Annotated in this window: 12 protein-coding genes; 7 read left to right on the forward strand and 5 right to left on the reverse strand. The window is 59.4% G+C overall.

Annotated features, from left to right (window positions below; all coding sequences use genetic code 11):
• Positions 1-93: 93 nt before the first annotated feature.
• A complete protein-coding gene (locus tag HY962_06880; protein ID MBI5646640.1) occupies positions 94-1251 on the reverse strand; it encodes a hypothetical protein in 1158 nt (385 codons plus the stop codon).
• Between the two features lie 80 nt (positions 1252-1331).
• Entirely contained in the window at positions 1332-2963 is a 1632-nt protein-coding gene (locus HY962_06885) for a VCBS repeat-containing protein (protein MBI5646641.1), read from the reverse strand.
• Between the two features lie 356 nt (positions 2964-3319).
• On the opposite strand from HY962_06885, the gene HY962_06890 reads away from it, so the two are divergent.
• The 3 genes from HY962_06890 (at position 3320) to HY962_06900 (ending at position 7428) form a co-directional block, all read left to right on the forward strand.
• Positions 3320-4498 (forward strand): T9SS type A sorting domain-containing protein, encoded by a 1179-nt coding sequence (locus tag HY962_06890; GenBank protein MBI5646642.1) that lies wholly within the window; start codon positions 3320-3322, stop codon positions 4496-4498.
• Positions 4499-4767: 269 nt separating this feature from the next.
• Positions 4768-6147, forward strand: coding sequence for a HAMP domain-containing histidine kinase (locus HY962_06895; protein ID MBI5646643.1), 1380 nt, complete (start codon positions 4768-4770; stop codon positions 6145-6147).
• A 153-nt stretch (positions 6148-6300) separates the two neighbouring features.
• Positions 6301-7428, forward strand: a complete 1128-nt coding sequence (locus HY962_06900) for an alpha/beta hydrolase fold domain-containing protein (protein ID MBI5646644.1) — start codon at positions 6301-6303, stop codon at positions 7426-7428.
• Between the two features lie 15 nt (positions 7429-7443).
• Here the strand turns inward: HY962_06900 and HY962_06905 are convergent, their stop codons facing one another.
• The 3 genes from HY962_06905 to HY962_06915 form a co-directional block, all read right to left on the reverse strand.
• On the reverse strand, positions 7444-7725 hold the full coding sequence (locus HY962_06905) for a DUF2164 family protein (GenBank protein MBI5646645.1): 282 nt from the start codon (positions 7723-7725) through the stop codon (positions 7444-7446).
• A 144-nt stretch (positions 7726-7869) separates the two neighbouring features.
• Positions 7870-9033 carry an iron-containing alcohol dehydrogenase gene (locus tag HY962_06910; protein MBI5646646.1) on the reverse strand — a complete coding sequence of 388 codons (1164 nt, stop codon included), beginning with the start codon at positions 9031-9033 and terminating at the stop codon, positions 7870-7872.
• A 478-nt stretch (positions 9034-9511) separates the two neighbouring features.
• Positions 9512-9898, reverse strand: a complete 387-nt coding sequence (locus HY962_06915; protein ID MBI5646647.1) for a RidA family protein — start codon at positions 9896-9898, stop codon at positions 9512-9514.
• 238 nt (positions 9899-10136) lie between these two features.
• On the opposite strand from HY962_06915, the gene HY962_06920 reads away from it, so the two are divergent.
• The 4 genes from HY962_06920 (at position 10137) to HY962_06935 (ending at position 18811) form a co-directional block, all read left to right on the forward strand.
• Entirely contained in the window at positions 10137-12869 is a 2733-nt protein-coding gene (locus tag HY962_06920) for a hypothetical protein (protein ID MBI5646648.1), read from the forward strand.
• Positions 12870-13097: 228 nt separating this feature from the next.
• Positions 13098-14318, forward strand: a complete 1221-nt coding sequence (locus HY962_06925; protein MBI5646649.1) for a T9SS type A sorting domain-containing protein — start codon at positions 13098-13100, stop codon at positions 14316-14318.
• 373 nt (positions 14319-14691) lie between these two features.
• Positions 14692-16803, forward strand: a complete 2112-nt coding sequence (locus HY962_06930) for a T9SS type A sorting domain-containing protein (protein ID MBI5646650.1) — start codon at positions 14692-14694, stop codon at positions 16801-16803.
• 205 nt (positions 16804-17008) lie between these two features.
• Complete coding sequence (locus tag HY962_06935; protein ID MBI5646651.1) at positions 17009-18811, forward strand: T9SS type A sorting domain-containing protein; 1803 nt, start codon at positions 17009-17011, stop codon at positions 18809-18811.
• The last annotated feature ends 145 nt before the right edge of the window (positions 18812-18956 follow it).

The following is an 18956-nucleotide window of genomic DNA, read 5'->3' on the forward strand; positions in this document are numbered from 1 at the left end:
GACAGAACGGCTCAGGTATGATGATCCAAGTGAGACACAGGGTTCAGAAAAAGGATTATTCCCGCCGAAATTCCCGTGACGGATCCGCGACGTTTAGCGCACAATAACCGGGCGCGACACCACATGCGCTCCGCGCGTGAGAACGCAGCGATACACGCCGGCGGACACTCCGCCTCCGTCCCACACGAAGGAATACTCCCCAGGCGCGATGGTGGCGTCAAACAGGAGCGCGGCGCGTCGTCCGAGCGCATCAAACATTTCCACACGCATCGGACCCGCGGTGCGCGCCTCGACGGTCACTGTTGCCGATCCCGCGACGGGATGCGGATAGATCGCGCCGAGCCGGAGGCCGTCCACGGCCGCATCCATCTCGTTCTGCACCGATGTGAATTCGGGCTTCCGTGTCACGTAGTACATCAGGTAGCTGCCGTTGCGCAGCACGATGGCCGGATCCTTTACGTAATCCGATTCGAGCGTGTCATTGCGTTCAACTTCGAGCCGTGGACCCGCATCCTGCTGCCACGCGGCGCCGTCGGTGCTGAATATCGAACGAATGTCCCGCGGCGGACGGTTCGTAAATCCGTAGAACCTGTATCCTCCGGGCACGGCGATACCGTTCGACATCATCATGCCGTTCACCGTGAATTCCGGCACCGCCGTGAAGGTGAGGCCGTCCGTCGACACGGCGTGCCAGTTGCGGTCGATGGCGCCTCCGCCCGCGAAGTAGTGCAGCGTGTCGCCGATCCACAGCAGCGAGGGATCGAGCGCCGCGCGTGTGCCTCCCGAAAAGCGCGGATCCTGCTCGAGCGTGAAGTGAATGCCGTCGGTCGATGTCGCGGAATATGTCTCGGGAATTTTATCGTTCACTGGATCACCGGTCATGTACAGGCGGAACAGCCCGTCGCGATATATCACATCCGGATCACAGGGCCGCACCTTCCAGCCGCCGATTCCCATGATGGACACGGGTTGAAAACTCCAGTTGTTTTTTCCATCCGCCGAGATGCCCACAACGATCTGGTCGTGATTCGGAGGGAGGTTGCCCTGGAAAAACAGGAACACGGTTCCATCCGGTGTCACAACAGCATCGGGGACGTCGCCCTCGTTGAACACGGTCTGATGCAGTTTCGTAAATCGGAGTCCATCATCCGATATTGCCAGCATGAGACGGTTCTGCATCGGCTGCGCATGTACCGCGGTGGCAATGGCGATGGTGATGGTGATGGTGAGGGTGAGGGTGTATGCGCGCATGTGGGAAGAGGGACAGTAGAAAGTAGAAAGTAGAAAGTAGAAAGTAGAAAGAATGGTGTGTGACGTGTGACGACAAAGGTTCAACGTTCTCCGATGTTTGAAGCGGGTGTGAGGATGAAGCGGGTGTGATGTATACCGCGGCCGGCATGCAGGGTGGCGAGATAGACGCCGGGCGGGCGGCCGTGCAGATCGACGGTGTTGTGATCACCTGAGAGGAGTTGCCGGATGATTACGCGTCCGGCGGCGTCACGAATCGTTACAGACGCGGTGCTCCCTTCTCGTATGCCTTCCGTGATGATGTTCAGTTTTCCGCGTGTGGGATTGGGGAATATGTGAAGCGCCGGCGCGGCGGAGGGATCGCCGGCGTGTATGCTGGTAATCCCGCCCGCGTTCATACTCGAACTGCGGGACACGTCGTGCTGGAACATCAACCACGGTGGACCGAAACCCTCTCCGAGGCGCACGGCGTAGGCGCGGCCGAAGTTTTTCGAGAAGTCGGGATAGTCGGCATGACCGCCCACGATTATCGCGTCCATCGCGCCGTCGCCGTCCACATCGGCGATCACGGGTGCATGATCGAGCGTAAATCGTGTGTCGCCGTAATCGGCGGCGAGATCCACATCATATACCGGCGCACCGGTGGTGCCTCGTAACGCCACGAGGCGTCCGTCGGACGTGCCGAACACCACATCGGGCAGGCGGTCGCCGTCAACATCACTCAGGGCCGCGCCGCGGAAGGATCCGGCGAAATTGCGTATGTCGTGTGTCCACAGCGCGCTGCCGCTGGCGTTGAAAGCCGTCACCTCGTACCAGCGTATCGTGACGAGTTCACAGGTGCCGTTGCCGTCGAGATCGCCTATCGTAACGGGTGCGCCGTGATAGTATCCGGGACGATTCAGCGTATAAAGAATACTCCCGTCCTCGGCATTGAGCACGGTGACGGTGCCGCTGTAATCACCGATCACCAGCTCAGCTTTTCCATCCATGTCGAGATCGGCCACGGCGGTGCCGTGATAGACGACATCCGCAAGCGGGACACGCCAGAGTTCCTTCCTGTCTCTGCAGCGGTAGGCGCGCACGGTGTTGGTATCACCCGCGGTGCGGTTCCACGTTGCAACCACAAAGTCGAGAGTGCCGTCGCCATCGGCATCGAGCAGGGTCGGCGCCGTCTGTATCCATGAATGTGTGTCCACCGCAAGATCCCAGGCGAGTGAACCGTCCTCCGCATTGAGACAGCGCACCCATCCGCCGAATTCGCCGTGAAGTATTTCCGGCTTCCCGTCGCCATCCACGTCACCCATGCTGGGCGGCGAATCGCTGCCGCGTGTGCGTGCCTCCCATAGAATTGCGCCGGTGCGGCCGTCGAAGCAGTAGGTTTTGGGATTGCAGGAACTCGCAACGATCACTTCGAGGGCGCCATCACCGTCGACATCAGCGATGAGCGGCGCCACATCGTTGCAGCCCTCGAAGCCGGGTGAGCTGGCGTTGAATTTCCAGAGCAGCGTGCCGTCCTCCGCGTTTAACGCATAGATGCAACTGTCGTTGCGATAGCAGCCGAAGACCACTTCGAGACTGCCGTCGCCGTCGATGTCGCCCATGGCGCTTTGGCCGAAGGAGGCGTCCCTGGTATCGAAGCGCCACAGAATGCGGGGCTGCGCGTGCAGTGTGGAGCAGAGCAGCGGCAGCAGCGCGAGTACGAGCATCGGACGCATGGCGGATGTCCTCGGGTGGGGAGGCGGGCGGGTATTGTCGAAATGTATGCAACCCGCGGACCATCCGCCACAGGAATCCTGCTGATGGACGGCCGCGCCGGCTGTGGATCGAAACATCGTTTCAGGGATCTGATCCGATCACGTCCGCGGATGAGTTACTCTACTTCGCGACGAGTCGGAGTCGGTGGCGCGCATGGGACGGTAGCAACCGTGGTATTGTGCACGTGTCGTGCCGCCGTATATTTGCGCACACATTCACTCATCGACGGAGGTCCCCATGGCCAAAGGCACGGACGCAAAAAAGGAAACCAAGAAGCCCGCAAAAAAATCCTTGAAGGAAAAGAAAGCAGAGAAACGTGCCAAGAACGCCAAGTAGGCGGGGTGCACGGCCGCGTCCTGGTGTCGCGGCCATCGGCACCATGGTTTTCCTGCTGTTTCTCGCGCTGATCGAAACCTTCGGCTGGGGCGCGGACGGCCACCGCTTCATCAATCGCGCGGCCGTGCGTTTTCTCCCGCCCGCCATGGCGCGGCTCATTGCGGACAGCACCTTCCTCTCACAGCATGGACCCGACGCCGACTGGCGCCGCGACGCGCAGGACACCTCGCTCACCACCGAGGCGACGCGGCATTACATCGATATCGACGACTATCCCGATATGCGCGCCTTTCCGCACGATCATGGCGCGGCCGTCGCATTGTACGGATGGACTCGTGTGAAGGAAAACGGCGTGCTGCCCTGGGCGACGGTGTGGACCTACGACTCGCTTGTCGCGCGCCTGCGGCGGAACGACTGGAATGCCGCGCTGCAAGCCGCGGCCGATCTGGGCCATTATGTGGCCGACGCGTTTCAACCCCTGCACACCACCAAAAATTACGACGGGCAGAACACCGGCAACGGTGGCATACATTCGCGGTACGAGTCCACCATGCTGAACGCGCAGCATTACCTGTCCGCCCTTGCCGTGTCTCCCGATTCGGTGCGCTACATCGCGGATCCCACCGCGTACATGTTCGACATCGTGCTGCACAGTCTCGGTCTCGTCGACACGCTGCTCCGTGCCGATACCCGCGCAAAACAGGTCTCCGGCTGGAACGGATCTGGCGGTGTACCCGACACGTATTACGCGGCACTTTGGTCCTTTACACGAAGTGTGACACTGGACCAGATGCAGCGCGCGGCGCAGGCGCTCGCGAACCTGTGGTACAGCGCGTGGATCGATGCCGGCCTGCTTGTGCCATCCGCCGTCCGGCGTACACACACAGCCCCCGCGGATTTCGGACTTGTGAGTCTGTATCCCAATCCCGCGCGTGATGTGGTAACTGTGCAGTACACGCTGCCGCGGGAAGCACGTGTCACACTGGAACTGTACACACTCACCGGTCAACGTGTCGCGCGGCTCGAGCAGGGGATGTGCGCCCAAGGACCGCATCAAGCGGTGGTGGATACAAGAACCCTTCCCGCGGGATCGTACCAACTGCGCCTTCAGGGCGTTTCGAGAAGTGTGAGTCGTCGACTGGTGCTAATAGAACCGTAGACTGGATGTAGGGCCGCGATGTTGTAAAGCGTTATCTTGGGATGGTCCTCTTCTCCCTGCACCTTCTTATCCTACGCACATCATGCAACCCGTGGTGATCTGCGCTGTGTATCCGAAGTGCGCAGCGCGTCGTCATGTCGAGTTCATCAAGCAGCTCACACACATATGTAGAGGAAACCGTGGGTAATCCCGTCCGACTATCCCGTGTGCTTCGATTCCGTAGTTCCTTTCTTGCCTACGGAGCGCTTCTCATAACGGTCTCGCTTCTATTGCTGGACATGCAGGGTGCGGGAATCCGTGTCGTCGGGAAGGAGTTTCTGCTCGTTCCGCTGCTGTGGACGCCTCTCTATTTTTATTTCGGATATCTGATGGTTCGCGGTGATGCGACACTTGAACAATGGACGCGCGTGACCGTTCGTGTTTTCGGCTTGCACGCAGCATGGTTCGGGGTTGTATCTGCTGATCCTGCACGATATGGAATACTTGCCACCTTGTGGTTCATGGCAGGAATTGTCGGATTCAGCGGCAGTATCACACGACTGCAACTGTTTGGATTGTGGATACTTTTCGCGGCTGGTTTTTCTGTCGGAACCATGTTGTTCGGCACACCCGATTACGCAGAATCGGCAGTGATACTTATTTCCGCAGGTTTTTTCCCAGGTGTGTTTCTGCAGTTGTCGGAGTACGTGCGTAAGCTCTCGTCGAAGAGTCGGGAACTACTTGTCGCTGCGCGTGAGCGTAATTTTCAAATGAGACAGGCGCAGGCGCAGATCGAAGAACAATCGCGCTTTCTCGAACAGAAGAACCGCGAAATTTCGGCGACCTTGGATGCACTCCAGTCGACGCAAGCACGACTTATTCATCAGGAAAAACTTGCATCCCTCGGACAGCTCACTGCGGGCATCGCGCACGAAATTCGAAATCCACTGAATTTCATCATGAACTTTTCTACGGTCTCACTCGATCTCGTGGCAGAAATTCGACACAATGACACAGAGAGACGAGAAGACCTACTGGTAGATCTCGAAGAAAATCTTGAACGCATCGTTGACTATGGACGCCGCGCCGACGCGATTGTCAACAATATGATGAAACACTCGCGCTCTGAAGGCGCCTCGTCACAGGCCTGTGATTTGAACGCGATTACAGTGGATGCTGTCCACCTGTGCCTATCGGCGCTGCGTGCGAAAGAGGTATCGCGATTGCCGCAGGTCATCGCGTATCTGGATCCGACACTCGCACCAGTCTTCTGCGTTCCGCAAGATTTATCGAGACTCGTCATCAATCTCGTTCAGAATGCTCTCTATGCGATGCAGATCGAAGCCGAAGATCCCTATTCCTTCACTGTTCCAGCACCTGTCGATCCGATTCTTCGTATTCGTACGGGGATGAAGGATGGTGTCGCAGTAATGTCCATTCGTGACAACGGGGTGGGAATACCCGAGGAGGTACGATCACGCATCTTCCAGCCGTTTTTCACGACGAAACCTGCAGGGAAGGGAGCAGGTCTGGGCCTCTCCATGAGCCACGACATACTGGCGGCACACGGCGGTACGATCGAGGTGGATTCCGTCCCGAAGGAGTGGACGGAATTCGTCGTACGACTACCAATTGTCGCTGAGGGGGACTCTCCCATGCAGACTGCGTGAGACAGGTTTCGGTGAAAGAGTGCCGATATCGGGATCTATCAACGTATTCAACACATGCCCGGTAGCCGTAAGGGTTGATCTGGCGGGATGAAACCCTGACTGTGTATGTGTTGTCATAGAGTAATTCCGTTTATTACACTCAGAGGTGTGCTCATGGTGTCACGTGTGATATTGGTTCTGCTCGTCTGTGCCATGCCGGTGCAGGCGCAGCGGTATCTGAATCAGGTGTTTTCCTCCACATCAAAGACGGCGAACGTGCAGTACGGATCCGCCGTGAACGTGAAAGGACAGCAGGAAGCGCTGATGCTGGACCTGTATCAGCCGCAGGGCGACACCGCGCAGGCGCGGCCGCTGGTGATCTTCGTCCACGGCGGGGGCTTTGTGGGCGGAGACAAGGGCACGCCGCAATTCGTGCAACTGTGCACGGATTTTGCGAAGCGCGGGTATGTCACCGCGAGTATCAATTACCGGCTCGACACCGTCACCGTCTCACGGGCCGTCATGAACGCCATGCACGATGCACGCGCGGCCGTGCGGTATTTCCGCCGGAACACGTCGCAGTACCGGCTCGACACAACCCGTATCGCAATGGGCGGAGGATCCGCGGGCGCGTACACGTCGCTGTGCGTGGCCTATGTCAATCGCGTCGCGGAAGTGTATCCCGCCTCGGGCACACAGAGCGTCGAGGGCAACAGCGGGAATCCCGGGTACTCGTCCACCATCCACGCCTGTCTCGATTACTGGGGCGCGTTGCAGGACGTTAACGCGATCGAATCCGCGGACGATCCACCGCTGCTTATTTTTCACGGCACAGAAGACCAGACCGTCCCATTTATAAATGCCGTGCAACTCCAAGCCAGGGCCGTCGCCCTTGGTCTGCCACACGAGTATCATCCCCTGCAGGGCGAGGGGCACGGCCCGTGGGGCTATATCGATTCCATCATCAGCACCACGGCGCGATTCCTGTACCGGAGTCTCTTCTCGCCGGCCACAGGCGGCGTGACCGACGGTGCCGCCCCGCAGGGTCTATATATCGGACAGAATTATCCGAATCCCATACTGGACGGCTCCACCGTTCCCGTCACCGTCGCACAGCTCTCGCGCGTCCGTCTGACACTGCACAGCATACTCGGCGGAGAGGTGGCGGAATTTTTCAATGGTGCACTCGCGGCCGGACAGCATCACATAACCATACAGCGCGGATCAATTCCTCCCGGATTGTATATACTGCGCCTCAGTGCCGCGGGCGCCACATCGCGCCGCGCCGTTGTGCTGCAATAGGAAACGCTGCAGCGGCTATCCCTTGCCGCGCCGCACTCCGGAAGATCCTGCGGCCGTCCAGTACGGAACTTCCATCTCGAACAACACCCCCTCCATGTCTCCCGCCCGCGCCACGAGATAGGCCTGCGCGTCGGCGATGGCGCGGTTGTATATCGAGGGACCGATTTCCTTCAGTATATAATCCAGCAGCAGCGCGGCCGGAAGATCGTCGAGTTGTATATCGAGCCGCTCTTCCGCATAGCGCTTCAGCGAGGCGAGGAGGTGTTTTCGTGTATCGTCCGGAAGTTCGATGGACATGGCTGGGAACGGTGAACGGTGAACGGGGAACGGTGAACTGTGAACGGGGAACTAGGAACTAGGAACTAGGATCTAGGAACTGGGAATGGAATAGACTGATTACCTTGCTACTTTTCCACCTTGCTACTTTCCACATAAAACCGATCAGATGCACTGCGAGAGTATGCGCGCGATGTAGTCCTCGTCGTACTTCTCCATCGACCACAGCGCGGCGAGGCGGCGGGCGTTGGCGGCGATACGCGGAATGTCCTGCGCGAGGATGCCGCCCTCGGCGAGAGAAGCGGGAGTGTTGATCGAGCGCAGCCAGGCGACGATGGAGGTGATGGTGGCATCAACCGCCGCGGTGTCGTCGGTCTCCGTGACACCGAAGACCGCGCGGCCGAGCTGCGCGATTTTTTTTGCCTTCTCGTCGCGCACAACACGCAGCCAGCCCGGAAGCACGATGGCCAGACTCGCGGCGTGCGGCGTGTCGTACAGCGCCGACAGCGCGTGCCCGATCATGTGCACGGGGAAGGCCGCGCCGCCCATGCCGGCGGATGTCATGCCGTTGAGCGCATACGTGGCGCACCACATCATCACCGCGCGCGCCTGATAGTCGTCCGGTTTTTCGAGGATCGTGGGAATGACGCCCCGTATGGTGCGCAGCAGCGATTCCACCAGGCCGTCCTGCAGGGGCGCATCGGGATTTGCGCCGTTGAAGTAGGGCTCGAGCATGTGTACGGCCGCATCCACCGCGCCGTAGGCGCTGTTGGCGGCATCCACCGAAAACGTGACCGACGGATCGAGTATCGACACCTTCGGATACGTGTGCGGCGAACCCATGTTGAATTTCTCGCGCGTCTCGTCGTGTGTGATCACCGAACCGCCGTTCATTTCGGATCCGGTCGCTGCCAGCGTCAGCACGGCGACGATCGGCAGGGCGCGTGCCACTGTTGCGCGGCGGATGAAGAAGTCCCACACGTCATGCTCCACCACTGCGCCCGCGGCGATGGCCTTGGCGCTGTCGAGCACGGACCCGCCGCCCACGGCCACGATCACGTCGGCACCGTACGCCTTGGCCGCGTCGATGGTGCTGTGCACTTTCGAGAGCAGGGGATTGGGCTGCACACCGTCGATCTCGAGACAGTCGAGGCCGGCCGCGCGGAGCGAGACGAGCACACGGTCGTACACACCGCTGCGTTTTGCGCTGCCCATGCCGGACAGCAGCAAGACACGTTTTCCGAATACGGCGGTTTCCGTGCCCGCGCGATCGATAGTGTCGCGGCCGAAGACGATTTTTGTGGGGTTGTGGAAGGTGAAGTTGAGCATTTGTTGGTGGAGTTAGGAACGGTGAACGGGGAACGGGGAACGGGAAAAGGGAAAAGGGAAAAGGGAAAATTGAAGTGCGGAACAACTAAATCGTGTCACGCTGAGCGGAGTCGAAGCGCGATGGAACGGTGACCGGGGAATGCGGAACAACTAAATCGTGTCACGCTGAGCGGAGTCGAAGCGCGACGGAACGCTGACCGGGGAATGAAGAACAACTAAATCGTGTCACGCTGAGCGGAGTCGAAGCGCGACGGAACGGTGACCGGGGAATGCGGAACAACTAAATCGTGTCACGCTGAGCGGAGTCGAAGCGCGACGGAACGGTGACCGGGAAATGCGGAACAACTAAATCGTGTCACGCTGAGCGGAGTCGAAGCGCGACGGAACGTCAGACGGTGACCTCATAGAGGACGCGGGTATAATATCAGGTACAGGGTGGTGGGGAAAAAACCGGCCGTGTCCGTCGGTGTGCGCTTTTTCATTCACCGCGCACGGCATCCGCTTCAATTTCGACGAGCATGGCGGGATCGACGAGTCCCGCGACCACAACCATGGTGGCGGCGGGACGGATGTCGCGAAAATACTCGGCGTGTGCACGGCCGACGTCGGCCGCGAAACCGCGGTCGGTGATGTATATCCGTGTGCGTACGACATCGTTCATGCTTGACCCCGCCGCAACAAGTGCGCGTTCGATGGTCCGCAAACATTGCACCGCCTGCGTGTATACATCACCCACACCCACAAGCTGACCCTGTTCATTATACGGCGCGGTGCCTGCCACGTACACAACATTTCCAATGGCGACAGCGCGGGAAAATCCGACAAGCGGTTCCCACGGTGAACGGCTGGATATTCGACGGCGCATGGGTGTTCCTCGTGTGAATGGGGTGAATGGAGTGAATGGTGTAAATGAAGTGAATGGGGTGAATATGGCGAATCAGGTGCATGGGGTGAAAATGTGTACGACCGGGGGGAATGATTCCAGGTGAAGTGTGAGTTTGCTTTCACAGCAGTGATGTGTAGGTTCCGGAAAATTTCTTCCCCCGCGCGTCCGACCAGGACGCTGTCCTCCCTCCCCCCCCCAACCTCCCGTGAGGATTGCCATGGCTGCACAGCGCCGCGGTTCCTGTACCGTCAGTCCTGTTGATTCCATCAGACTGTTCACCGTTGTTGCGTCGTTTCTCCTGCTCGTCGTGCCAGGCGCGCTTCGCGCGCAGCCGCGTATCATCTCGTTCACCGCGACAGCCGCCGGAACCGGGGCCGCCGTTACGCTCGACAGCATCCGCGTCCGCAACTTGACGCAGCGATGGGACACGCTGCTTGTCGGTGTCACCACGCTCAGTCTCGACCGTCCAAACGCGACGGAGCCGACGGCCGCGCCGGGAGCCCTCACGCTGCGCGCCGTTGCACCTTCGCTCCCGCACGCCGCCGCCTCGTTTACACTCACTATGCCGGCTGCCGCACGCGTGCACCTCGCAGTCTACTCCATGCACGGTGCGGAGGTCGCGACGCGGACCGACGAACTCGCCGTCGGCAGTCACGCGTACCAGCTTGGAAGCAGCGGCCTGGCGGCGGGCAGCTACATCGTGGTCGCCACCGTCGGGAACGAGATGCGCGCCGCAGCGGTGGCCTGCCTCCGCGCGGGCGAACCCGGACGCGCGCGGATCATGTACGCGGGAGTGTCGCCCTATATCCCTCCCGCTGCTGCGCCCTCCGCGGCGGACACCTACACCTTCATCGGCTACGTGCGGACCTGTTATGCCGACACGCTTGAAAACATCGCTGCGGAATCCGGACGAACGTACACGTTCACCGTTCAGAAGCTGCCCACACGCGCTCTCGTGACAGGACCGCAGATCGAGGTCGCGCGGTCCGTCGTTGCCGTGTCCGGCGGTCGCGTTGTGGTGACGGCTCCGAACACGCCTGTCACCGGACTCACCATTGACGTGCCGCCGAACTCGTACACAGCGGACAGGACGTTCAGCGTCGCTTACTCCCGCATCCTCGACAGCGGGTTCGGCGATACGGTGCGATTGCTCTCCCCGCTCATCACCATCACAAACGGCGGAGGATACGCGGACTCCGCGATGCTCATCAAAATTCCCATCACACTCCCGCCGGGATTTTTCGCCATGGCCTTCTACTACGACCGCGACACGCGCGTTCTCGAGGGGCTCCCCATCGCCGGACTCACGGACAGTGCCGTGTACGTGTACACGCGGCACCTCTCGGGCGATCTGGCCGGCATGGGCAAGGCCGGCTCCGGTCCGTTGCTGCGCAACTGGGCCGACGTGATTGTGGCGGGCATTGCCACCGGGGATCTCACCGGGAAAATATCCTCGGGATTCTCTCCGGGCGTCGACGACTGGGAATTCATCAACTGGGGATCATACATTGCTCCTGGGGGACACTGCACGGGCCAGAGCCTCACCGCGATGTGGTACTACGTGAACAAGAAGCTTCGCTTCGGCGCGGATGCACTGCACGATCTGCTTGATGAAGTACACGCGGACTCCATGTGGATGGACAATCCACACGGTTACAAATTCGCATCCGTCGTGTGGGCCGGGCTCCACTGGCAACAGCGTTACAATTGGCGGACGAACCACTTCGAGGCGATAGGAAAACAGAAGATCTCGGAAGACAGTCTGCATTACCTCGGCTTCGCATTCTCCATTCGAAACACGGGGCATCCACAACTCGTCGAAATTTGGCGCTTGGACGGGACGTGGAAGGGACATGCGATGATTGTGTATGAAACCGAAGGCGGTTCGCTACGCATTGCCGATCCAAACTATCCCGGTACCATGCGGGGCACCCGTCTTAACGCCGGGAAATTCGATCCCTACCTCTCGGGCGACAACGCGGGCAATGTCGGGAACGCCTACCCGGTGATCACTTATATCGCAACCAGCGCGATCACGTCGTTCGGTGAAATCGGCGAACGATGGAAACAGACCTACGAGAAAACCATCGGCACCGTTCCGCCGAATTCTTTTCCGTCAACAAGTGTATTTCTCCTCGAGGGAGGGCAGACGAACCCACTGCCGGATCTCGTGAACACCACGGAAGATTCCATCAGCGTTTTCGCGACATGTGCCACGTGCACCGACAAGCTTGCCGGCGACCGCACGCCCATGCGGCTTACCGACGAGCAGGGCCGTTTCGTGACTTGGTCCGGTGACGACGGCGTGCTTCGCTTTCCTGTGAAAGGTGGAACGACCCGATACGGACTCACGATATACGGCTATGCGGGTCCGGGCAAGACCAAACGCGGTTACGTGGATTTCCGTTGGTTGACGGTGCAATCGCGCAATTATGTGAACGCCTCCATCTCGTGTTCGCCACTTGACGCACGCATGCGCGTGGAGGATCGCACAAGCGGCACGTTGGTCGTGTCGTTTGAAAACGAGATACTACAGATGACCTCGCTCATGGCTGGGCCGCAGCCGGGTGTGTACGGCACCCTGAACAAGAACGTCTACACGCATGATACGACCTACACCATCGCGGGCAATTTCACGCACACCGAGCACATCCGTGTCGTCGTGAATGACTCCGCGACCATGGTAACGGAATTCACCTTCACGCATACCCGGCTGCAGGCAGGTGACTGGACGGATCAGACAAGCATCACCGGCCGCGATATCCCTCTCGAAAAGAACGGCAGCACCGATGACTACGACCGGTTCTCCATCCTGACGGGCGACGTGACCCCGCATCTCACCAGCGTTCAATACAACGACCAGCGATTGGACCGCGATTACAAACAATCCCTCGAGAGCTGGACAGCCCGCGGCGACACAAAAATCCGTATCACACTTTCGAAGAAGTAAACAGAAGCACCACGGCGATGCTGCGAATGGTGTGAATGGTGTGAATGGGGTGAATGGAGTTAATGGAGTGAAAGTACTGAATCGAGTGAATGTGAAAACAGCGGCGAGTATTTTCAACCTAACAGCATGTCCCGTGTCATACATGTGTTCACCACTCAGTTCCGCCTTGCCGGTCCCCTAGATCCTAGATCCTAGATCCTAGATCCTAACTCCTAGCTCCTCCTTCATATGAAATCCTTCCTTATCCTCGTCGCCCTCGCTGCTCTGCCGTGGGGAACAGTAGCGCAGACGCAGCCGCCCGTGTATGTGGTGCTCTTTACACACATCGAGGACAATACTCCCGCAGCCGATATCGGCACACCGCAGGCGCGCATCCAGTACATCACCATTCGCGATGGTATGCTGGCGATGGCGGCAACGGCGAAACGATACAACATGACGTGGGTGTTCCAGCCCGACTGGAAGGTGCTGCTCGCGGCGCTCGCCTACGAGGATTCATCGCTGATGCGGAATACCGCGGGCAAGAACGTGCTGCGCTATCTGCGCGAGGACATGGGAGTGCCCATCGACGCGCATTCGCATGAGAAACTGGGATACAACTACACCGATGTGGCGCATCTGTTGGATTCGCTCGGGGTCGGAGGCAGTACCGTCATCGGCGGACACGTGTGGGATCCATCCATTCCGCAGTTTCAGAAGTGGGACCGATTTCGACTGCCCGTCGCGGGTGTGAAGTATCCGTGGACCACATGGCGGGGCGACATCCTGATGGGAAGCGGCACACCGAATCATGTGAACGATCCCTGCCCCAGCGGCGTATGGCGACCGAAGGACCGCAACCACTATTGGGAGGATGATCCGGCCGGCAACATCTATTGCATCGGGCAGTTCGCCGGTGATGTGCTCGGAGTGCAGCGCCTAGTGGATCTGTACCGCAGCGGCGCCATCAGACCCGTGAACATCCTCACCGCGAGTTTCCATATCAAGCCCGCGATGATCACGGCGCCCGCCGCGCTGCTCGCCGTCGAGGACACGATACTCAAACCACTCGAGACCCTCCGCGCGCGCGGCGAAGTGGAGATAACCGATTTTACGTCGCTCATCGACATCTGGAAAACCCGCTTCGGAGCGAAGCCGTTTCTCTTCGATGGAAAGACGGGCACCTCCGGCGGTACCGGCACGAACATGGCGGCCGAAACGGGATACGAACTCGTTGTACTCTCACATCCCGTTGTGGGGCAGGGGAGTCTGCAGGCATACTGCCCGGAAGACGGCCATACCCTGATCGAAGTGAGCGACCTCAGCGGCCGCAGACGCGCCGTTCTTTCAAACACATTTCTCGATCGTGGCACACACAGCTTCAGACTGCCGCAACTCCCGGCGGGAGTATATTTCGTTACCCTTCAAGCGAACGTCCAAAATATCACTCTACGATATGTGCAGTTGTAGGAGATGTGACTGAGTGGGGGATCGACTGCCGCGCGACACGAATCGGCGGGGGGCGTCACGTGCGCCAGTGACGAAGGGGAGCGGCACAGTGGGATACAAAACATAGTAGCGGCGGTCAACGCCCAACGTGGAGCTTCGGTAGAATCGGAGTGCATACGTGGTCTTCCGCTCCGCGCGTCACGCCTGGTGGATGAACATGCGTGATCGTGAGAATGTGGGTGGACCTCCCCCTGTCGCATAGGTGGTTCCACCCATGCGCACGATCCCCTATTCGGATAGATTTCGTCTTAAAAGTGAGCGCCGACGTGTCATGGCATAGTGGCACGCGCCGTCGCTCGCACGATCGATGAAAATCTTCTGATTGGAGGATGTGATGCAAAAGAAATACCGATCAATCCTATTCGGGGTTGCAAGTCTGTTGTGCCTGTTCGCACCGTATCCGATCATTGCACAGTGGGCTCAGACGAATGGACCGTTCGGCGGTTTTGCCGATGCCATGGTAATGTCCGGAACCACTCTCATCGCCGGGACAAGCGCCGGCGTGTATGTCTCGTCCGACAACGGGGCCACTTGGAACTCGCGGAACATTGGTCTGACAAATCCTCGCGTGGAAGCGCTGGCGGTGTCGGGCAGTCTGCTCTATGCAAGCGCGGGCAGTATAAGTGGTCCGCGCGAGGTGTTCCGGTCCTTGGATCTCGGACTGACGTGGACGAAGTCCAACACCGGAATGACAAGCACGGATATCCGCGCCCTGTGCATCCACGGCGGGTACGTTCTCGCAGGAACGGAGGCGGGAATTTTTCGCGCGAATACGTCCGGCGGAAGCTGGTCCAAAGTCACCTCGGGCACGTTGGGAACTTCCATGGTCCACGCGCTCACTGTCAGCGGCTCCTATGTCGTGGCGGGCTCCGCCGACGGTGTGTATCGGTCGGCCGACGCGGGACGGACATGGAAGAAATCGAGCAGCGGACTTCCGGGGAGCAGCCCGCGCATCCGCGCGCTCTGCGCCGCGGGGAGCGATTTATACGCAGGTGGTGATGCGGGCGTGTTCTACTCGTCAAACGGGGGAGGCAAGTGGACGGCGAGGAACACCGGGCTTGTGAACATAACGAATACCGGCATCCCGCCTGTGTACTCCCTCGCGGCGAATGGATCGCTGGTGTACGCGGGCACCTACGATGGCGGCGTCCTGAAGTCGACAAACAAGGGGGCAAATTGGACTCCCACTTCGATGACGTTCACCACGAAGATGATGGCTGTCAGCGGTGCGGCTGTCTTCGCCGGCACGACAAACAGTCTGCAACGAAGCATGAACGGCGGTGCGAGCTGGGCGCCAGCGAATAGCGGGATACTCGGATCATACGTGTACGCCTTCGCATCGGATGGAGCGATGCTCCTGGCGGGTGTGACGCAAACGGGGAGCGGAACTGTGACCATGACCACCGACGGCGGCGCGTCATGGCTGCCCGGCGCGGCACAGCTCAGCATCATCGACGCCTTCCTTGTAAACGGGAGCGAGATCCTCGCCGGGTCGTGGAACGGCTTGTGGCGCTCAATCGATCATGGCTCAACCTGGACGAAAATTTCGACACTCAACTATATCAAGGCCTTCGCCAACGATGGCACGGCGCTCTTCATGGGCCTCAATGCCTGCTGTTCCACATCCTACAATGGTGTGTATCGCTCGAACGACGGCGGTACGACCTGGATCATGTCAAACAATGGCCTCACGGAAACAAAAGTCGAGGCGCTCGCCGTGGGCGAAAACGTCCTCTTCGCGGGCACGGCCGGAGGCGGCGTGTTCCGCAGCGACGATCACGCGGCGAGCTGGACCGCAGTGAACAACGGTCTCACCGACATGAACATCCGCGCTCTCGTTTTCGCGGGATCAGTGCTGTATGCCGGGACGGCGGGAGGCCAGGTGTTCACGTCGACCGACGGTGCCGCATCCTGGTCGTGGGCGGGCGCCGGTCTGACCTCCGCAGCAGTGAATACACTCATTGCGGACGGCAGCGCCATGTACGCCGGTACCACGAACGGCGTGTTCGCAACGAACAACAACGGTGTTTCCTGGAACGACGTGAGCGCGGGCATGACCGGATGGAAACATGTGGAAGCCCTGCAGATTTTTGGGAGCGAGATTTTTGCAGGCACAGTGGGTCATGGTGTATGGAAACGCCCGCTGTCTCAATTGCCGAAACATATCGCGGAGAAACGGCCGTCGACAATTCGTCTGGAACAGAACCACCCGAATCCATTCAATCCCTCAACGACGATCCGCTACACACTCCCGGAGAACGGGGCAGTGACGCTCCGCGTGTATGATCACACAGGCCGTCTCGTCGGCGAGCTGGAAAATGGAATCAAGGACGCGGGAACACACACCGTTCTCTTCGACGCATCACACCTCGCGAGCGGCGTGTACTTCTACCGCCTCGAGGCGCTGGGACAGGCGCGCATGGGCACGATGATGCTCCTCAGGTAATACCGGGCAATTCTGTCGTGCCACTAATCCATTCGGGGTGTACGGCGGTACGACACTCTCACTGTGATCCACAATTGTCGCATCATAAAAAGGAATTGACGCAATGAAATACATATCTGTAAACAGACGACGCGAATCGGCATGCAGACGGGGAACGGTACACACACGTGCCGCGGCATGCTTCCGGGGTACAATCGGTATGCTCATGCTGCTGTTCATTAGTGCCGCGAATCTGCACGCGCAGAATCAGGAGCTGTACTCCTGGGGATACAACTCTAACGGACAACTGGGCAACAACACAACCGCGAATACTAGCTCTCCGGGTCAGATCGGATCGAATGTGAACTGGGCGTTTGTCTCGTGCGGCAGCCGTTATACACTCGCAATCTCGACCGATGGTTCTCTGTATGCGTGGGGGAACAATGGTTCCGGGCAACTGGGTGACGGCACACAACAGAACAGGTCAACACCCGTGCTGATTGGTACAGGGTACGTTTCTGTTGCGTGCGGCGCGCAACACACGCTGGCGATCAAAACGGACGGCTCACTGTGGGCTTGGGGTCACAACGCTTATGGGCAACTGGGCATCAATAATGCGATATGGCAATACTCACCCACCAGAGTGGGAAATGACGTCGACTGGTCTTCTGTGGCATGTGGTGATTACCATTCGCTTGCGATCAAGAACGACGGTTCCCTGTGGGCGTGGGGACGGAACAGTCTGGGACAGTTGGGCATACACTCCACAACATCCCAATCCGTTCCGACCAGGGTGGGATACGACTACAACTGGGCTTCAATCTCGGCCGGCGACAATCACACTGTGGCAATAAAAACAAACGGCGGTCTGTACGCGTGGGGACACAATGCCTACGGACAATTGGGTGATAACTCGACGGACACGCGCTTGTGGCCAGTCCAGATTGGACAGGATTTAAACTGGGCGACTGTCTCGTGCGGTCTGTACCATACCCTCGCAATCCGGAACGATGGTTCGTTATGGGCTTGGGGAAATGGGAGTTACGGCCAGCTCGGAATCGGGAGCACGCCGAGTGCGCAGTTGTATACTGAACGCGTGGGCAATGAATCGAATTGGGCGTCGGTCGCATGTGGCGACTATCACTCGCTTGCAATAAAAACCAACGGCACCCTGTGGGCGTGGGGAAACGACTATGCTGGTCAGATGGGCGATGGCAACACTCAACAGAACGATCGGTATTCTCCGGGTCAGGTCGGTACTGCCACAGATTGGGGGGCGATTGCGGCTGGGTACGCGCATTCAGTCGCGAGGTCATCCGCCTGCGCACCTCTCACGCCCGCCATCACGTCTTCTCCCGCGATTCCCGTCAATCCAGGAGGCGAGGTCAATACCATCTATCGCGGATACGGGCCGCAGAGTGTGACACTCAGCGCGTCGGGTGGTACGAGCTACACCTGGTCGCCCGCGACTGGTTTGAGCTGCACCGACTGCGCGAATCCGACAGCGTCGCCCGCAAGTACAACAACATACACAGTCACGGCCACCGACGCGTCCTCGTGTTCCGGGCAGGCGTCGATCACGATCACCGTTGTCGACATCGTCTGCGGCAACAATCCGACCAAGGTGTTGATCTGCCATCAGTGTAATAACGCACAGACGGTCTGCATCGGCGAGTCGTCCGTCGCGGCCCATCTGGCGCACGGCGATTACCTCGGCGAATGCCGCGCTGCGCAGAAGCCGGGTATTGGCGCAGCGCCGATTCCGACCGAGGTGATGCTTGAACAGAACTACCCGAATCCCTTCAATCCCACAACGACGATCCGCTACGCACTTCCTGCACACGGGGTGGTCACACTCCGCGTGTATGATCACATCGGTCGTATTGTCGCTGAGTTGGAGAATGGGATGCGGGATGCCGGATCACACGCGGTGGAGTTCGATGCGGGTCGGCTGGTGAGCGGCGTGTACCTCGTCCGCCTCCAGGCATTGGGACAGATCCGCACTGGCACGATGACACTGATGAAGTGACGAGGCAGCGTGCGCAGGCCGGTTTGACCACCCGGCCTGCGTGTGCCCTTCACCCGTCCGGCAGAAGCCGCTGTTCGTCCGCGTATGGCCCCTTCAGGTGTATTCGCCATCACATCGGGAATACGAGAGCGGGATCTGGCAATAC

The sequence above is a fragment of the Ignavibacteriota bacterium genome (assembly GCA_016218045.1).
In the GTDB taxonomy this organism is placed as follows: domain Bacteria; phylum Bacteroidota; class Ignavibacteria; order SZUA-365; family SZUA-365; genus JACRFB01.

What these genes read in the sequence shown, in the direction of transcription:
- HY962_06900 (MBI5646644.1), top strand. Translation starts at nt 6,301, where the DNA reads ATGGTGTCACGTGTGATATTGGTTCTGCTCGTCTGTGCCATGCCGGTG.
- HY962_06935 (MBI5646651.1), top strand. Translation starts at nt 17,009, where the DNA reads ATGCTGCTGTTCATTAGTGCCGCGAATCTGCACGCGCAGAATCAGGAG.
- HY962_06925 (MBI5646649.1), top strand. Translation starts at nt 13,098, where the DNA reads ATGAAATCCTTCCTTATCCTCGTCGCCCTCGCTGCTCTGCCGTGGGGA.
- HY962_06915 (MBI5646647.1), bottom strand. Translation starts at nt 9,898, where the DNA reads ATGCGCCGTCGAATATCCAGCCGTTCACCGTGGGAACCGCTTGTCGGA.
- HY962_06905 (MBI5646645.1), bottom strand. Translation starts at nt 7,725, where the DNA reads ATGTCCATCGAACTTCCGGACGATACACGAAAACACCTCCTCGCCTCG.
- HY962_06885 (MBI5646641.1), bottom strand. Translation starts at nt 2,963, where the DNA reads ATGCGTCCGATGCTCGTACTCGCGCTGCTGCCGCTGCTCTGCTCCACA.
- HY962_06920 (MBI5646648.1), top strand. Translation starts at nt 10,137, where the DNA reads ATGGCTGCACAGCGCCGCGGTTCCTGTACCGTCAGTCCTGTTGATTCC.
- HY962_06930 (MBI5646650.1), top strand. Translation starts at nt 14,692, where the DNA reads ATGCAAAAGAAATACCGATCAATCCTATTCGGGGTTGCAAGTCTGTTG.
- HY962_06880 (MBI5646640.1), bottom strand. Translation starts at nt 1,251, where the DNA reads ATGCGCGCATACACCCTCACCCTCACCATCACCATCACCATCGCCATT.
- HY962_06910 (MBI5646646.1), bottom strand. Translation starts at nt 9,033, where the DNA reads ATGCTCAACTTCACCTTCCACAACCCCACAAAAATCGTCTTCGGCCGC.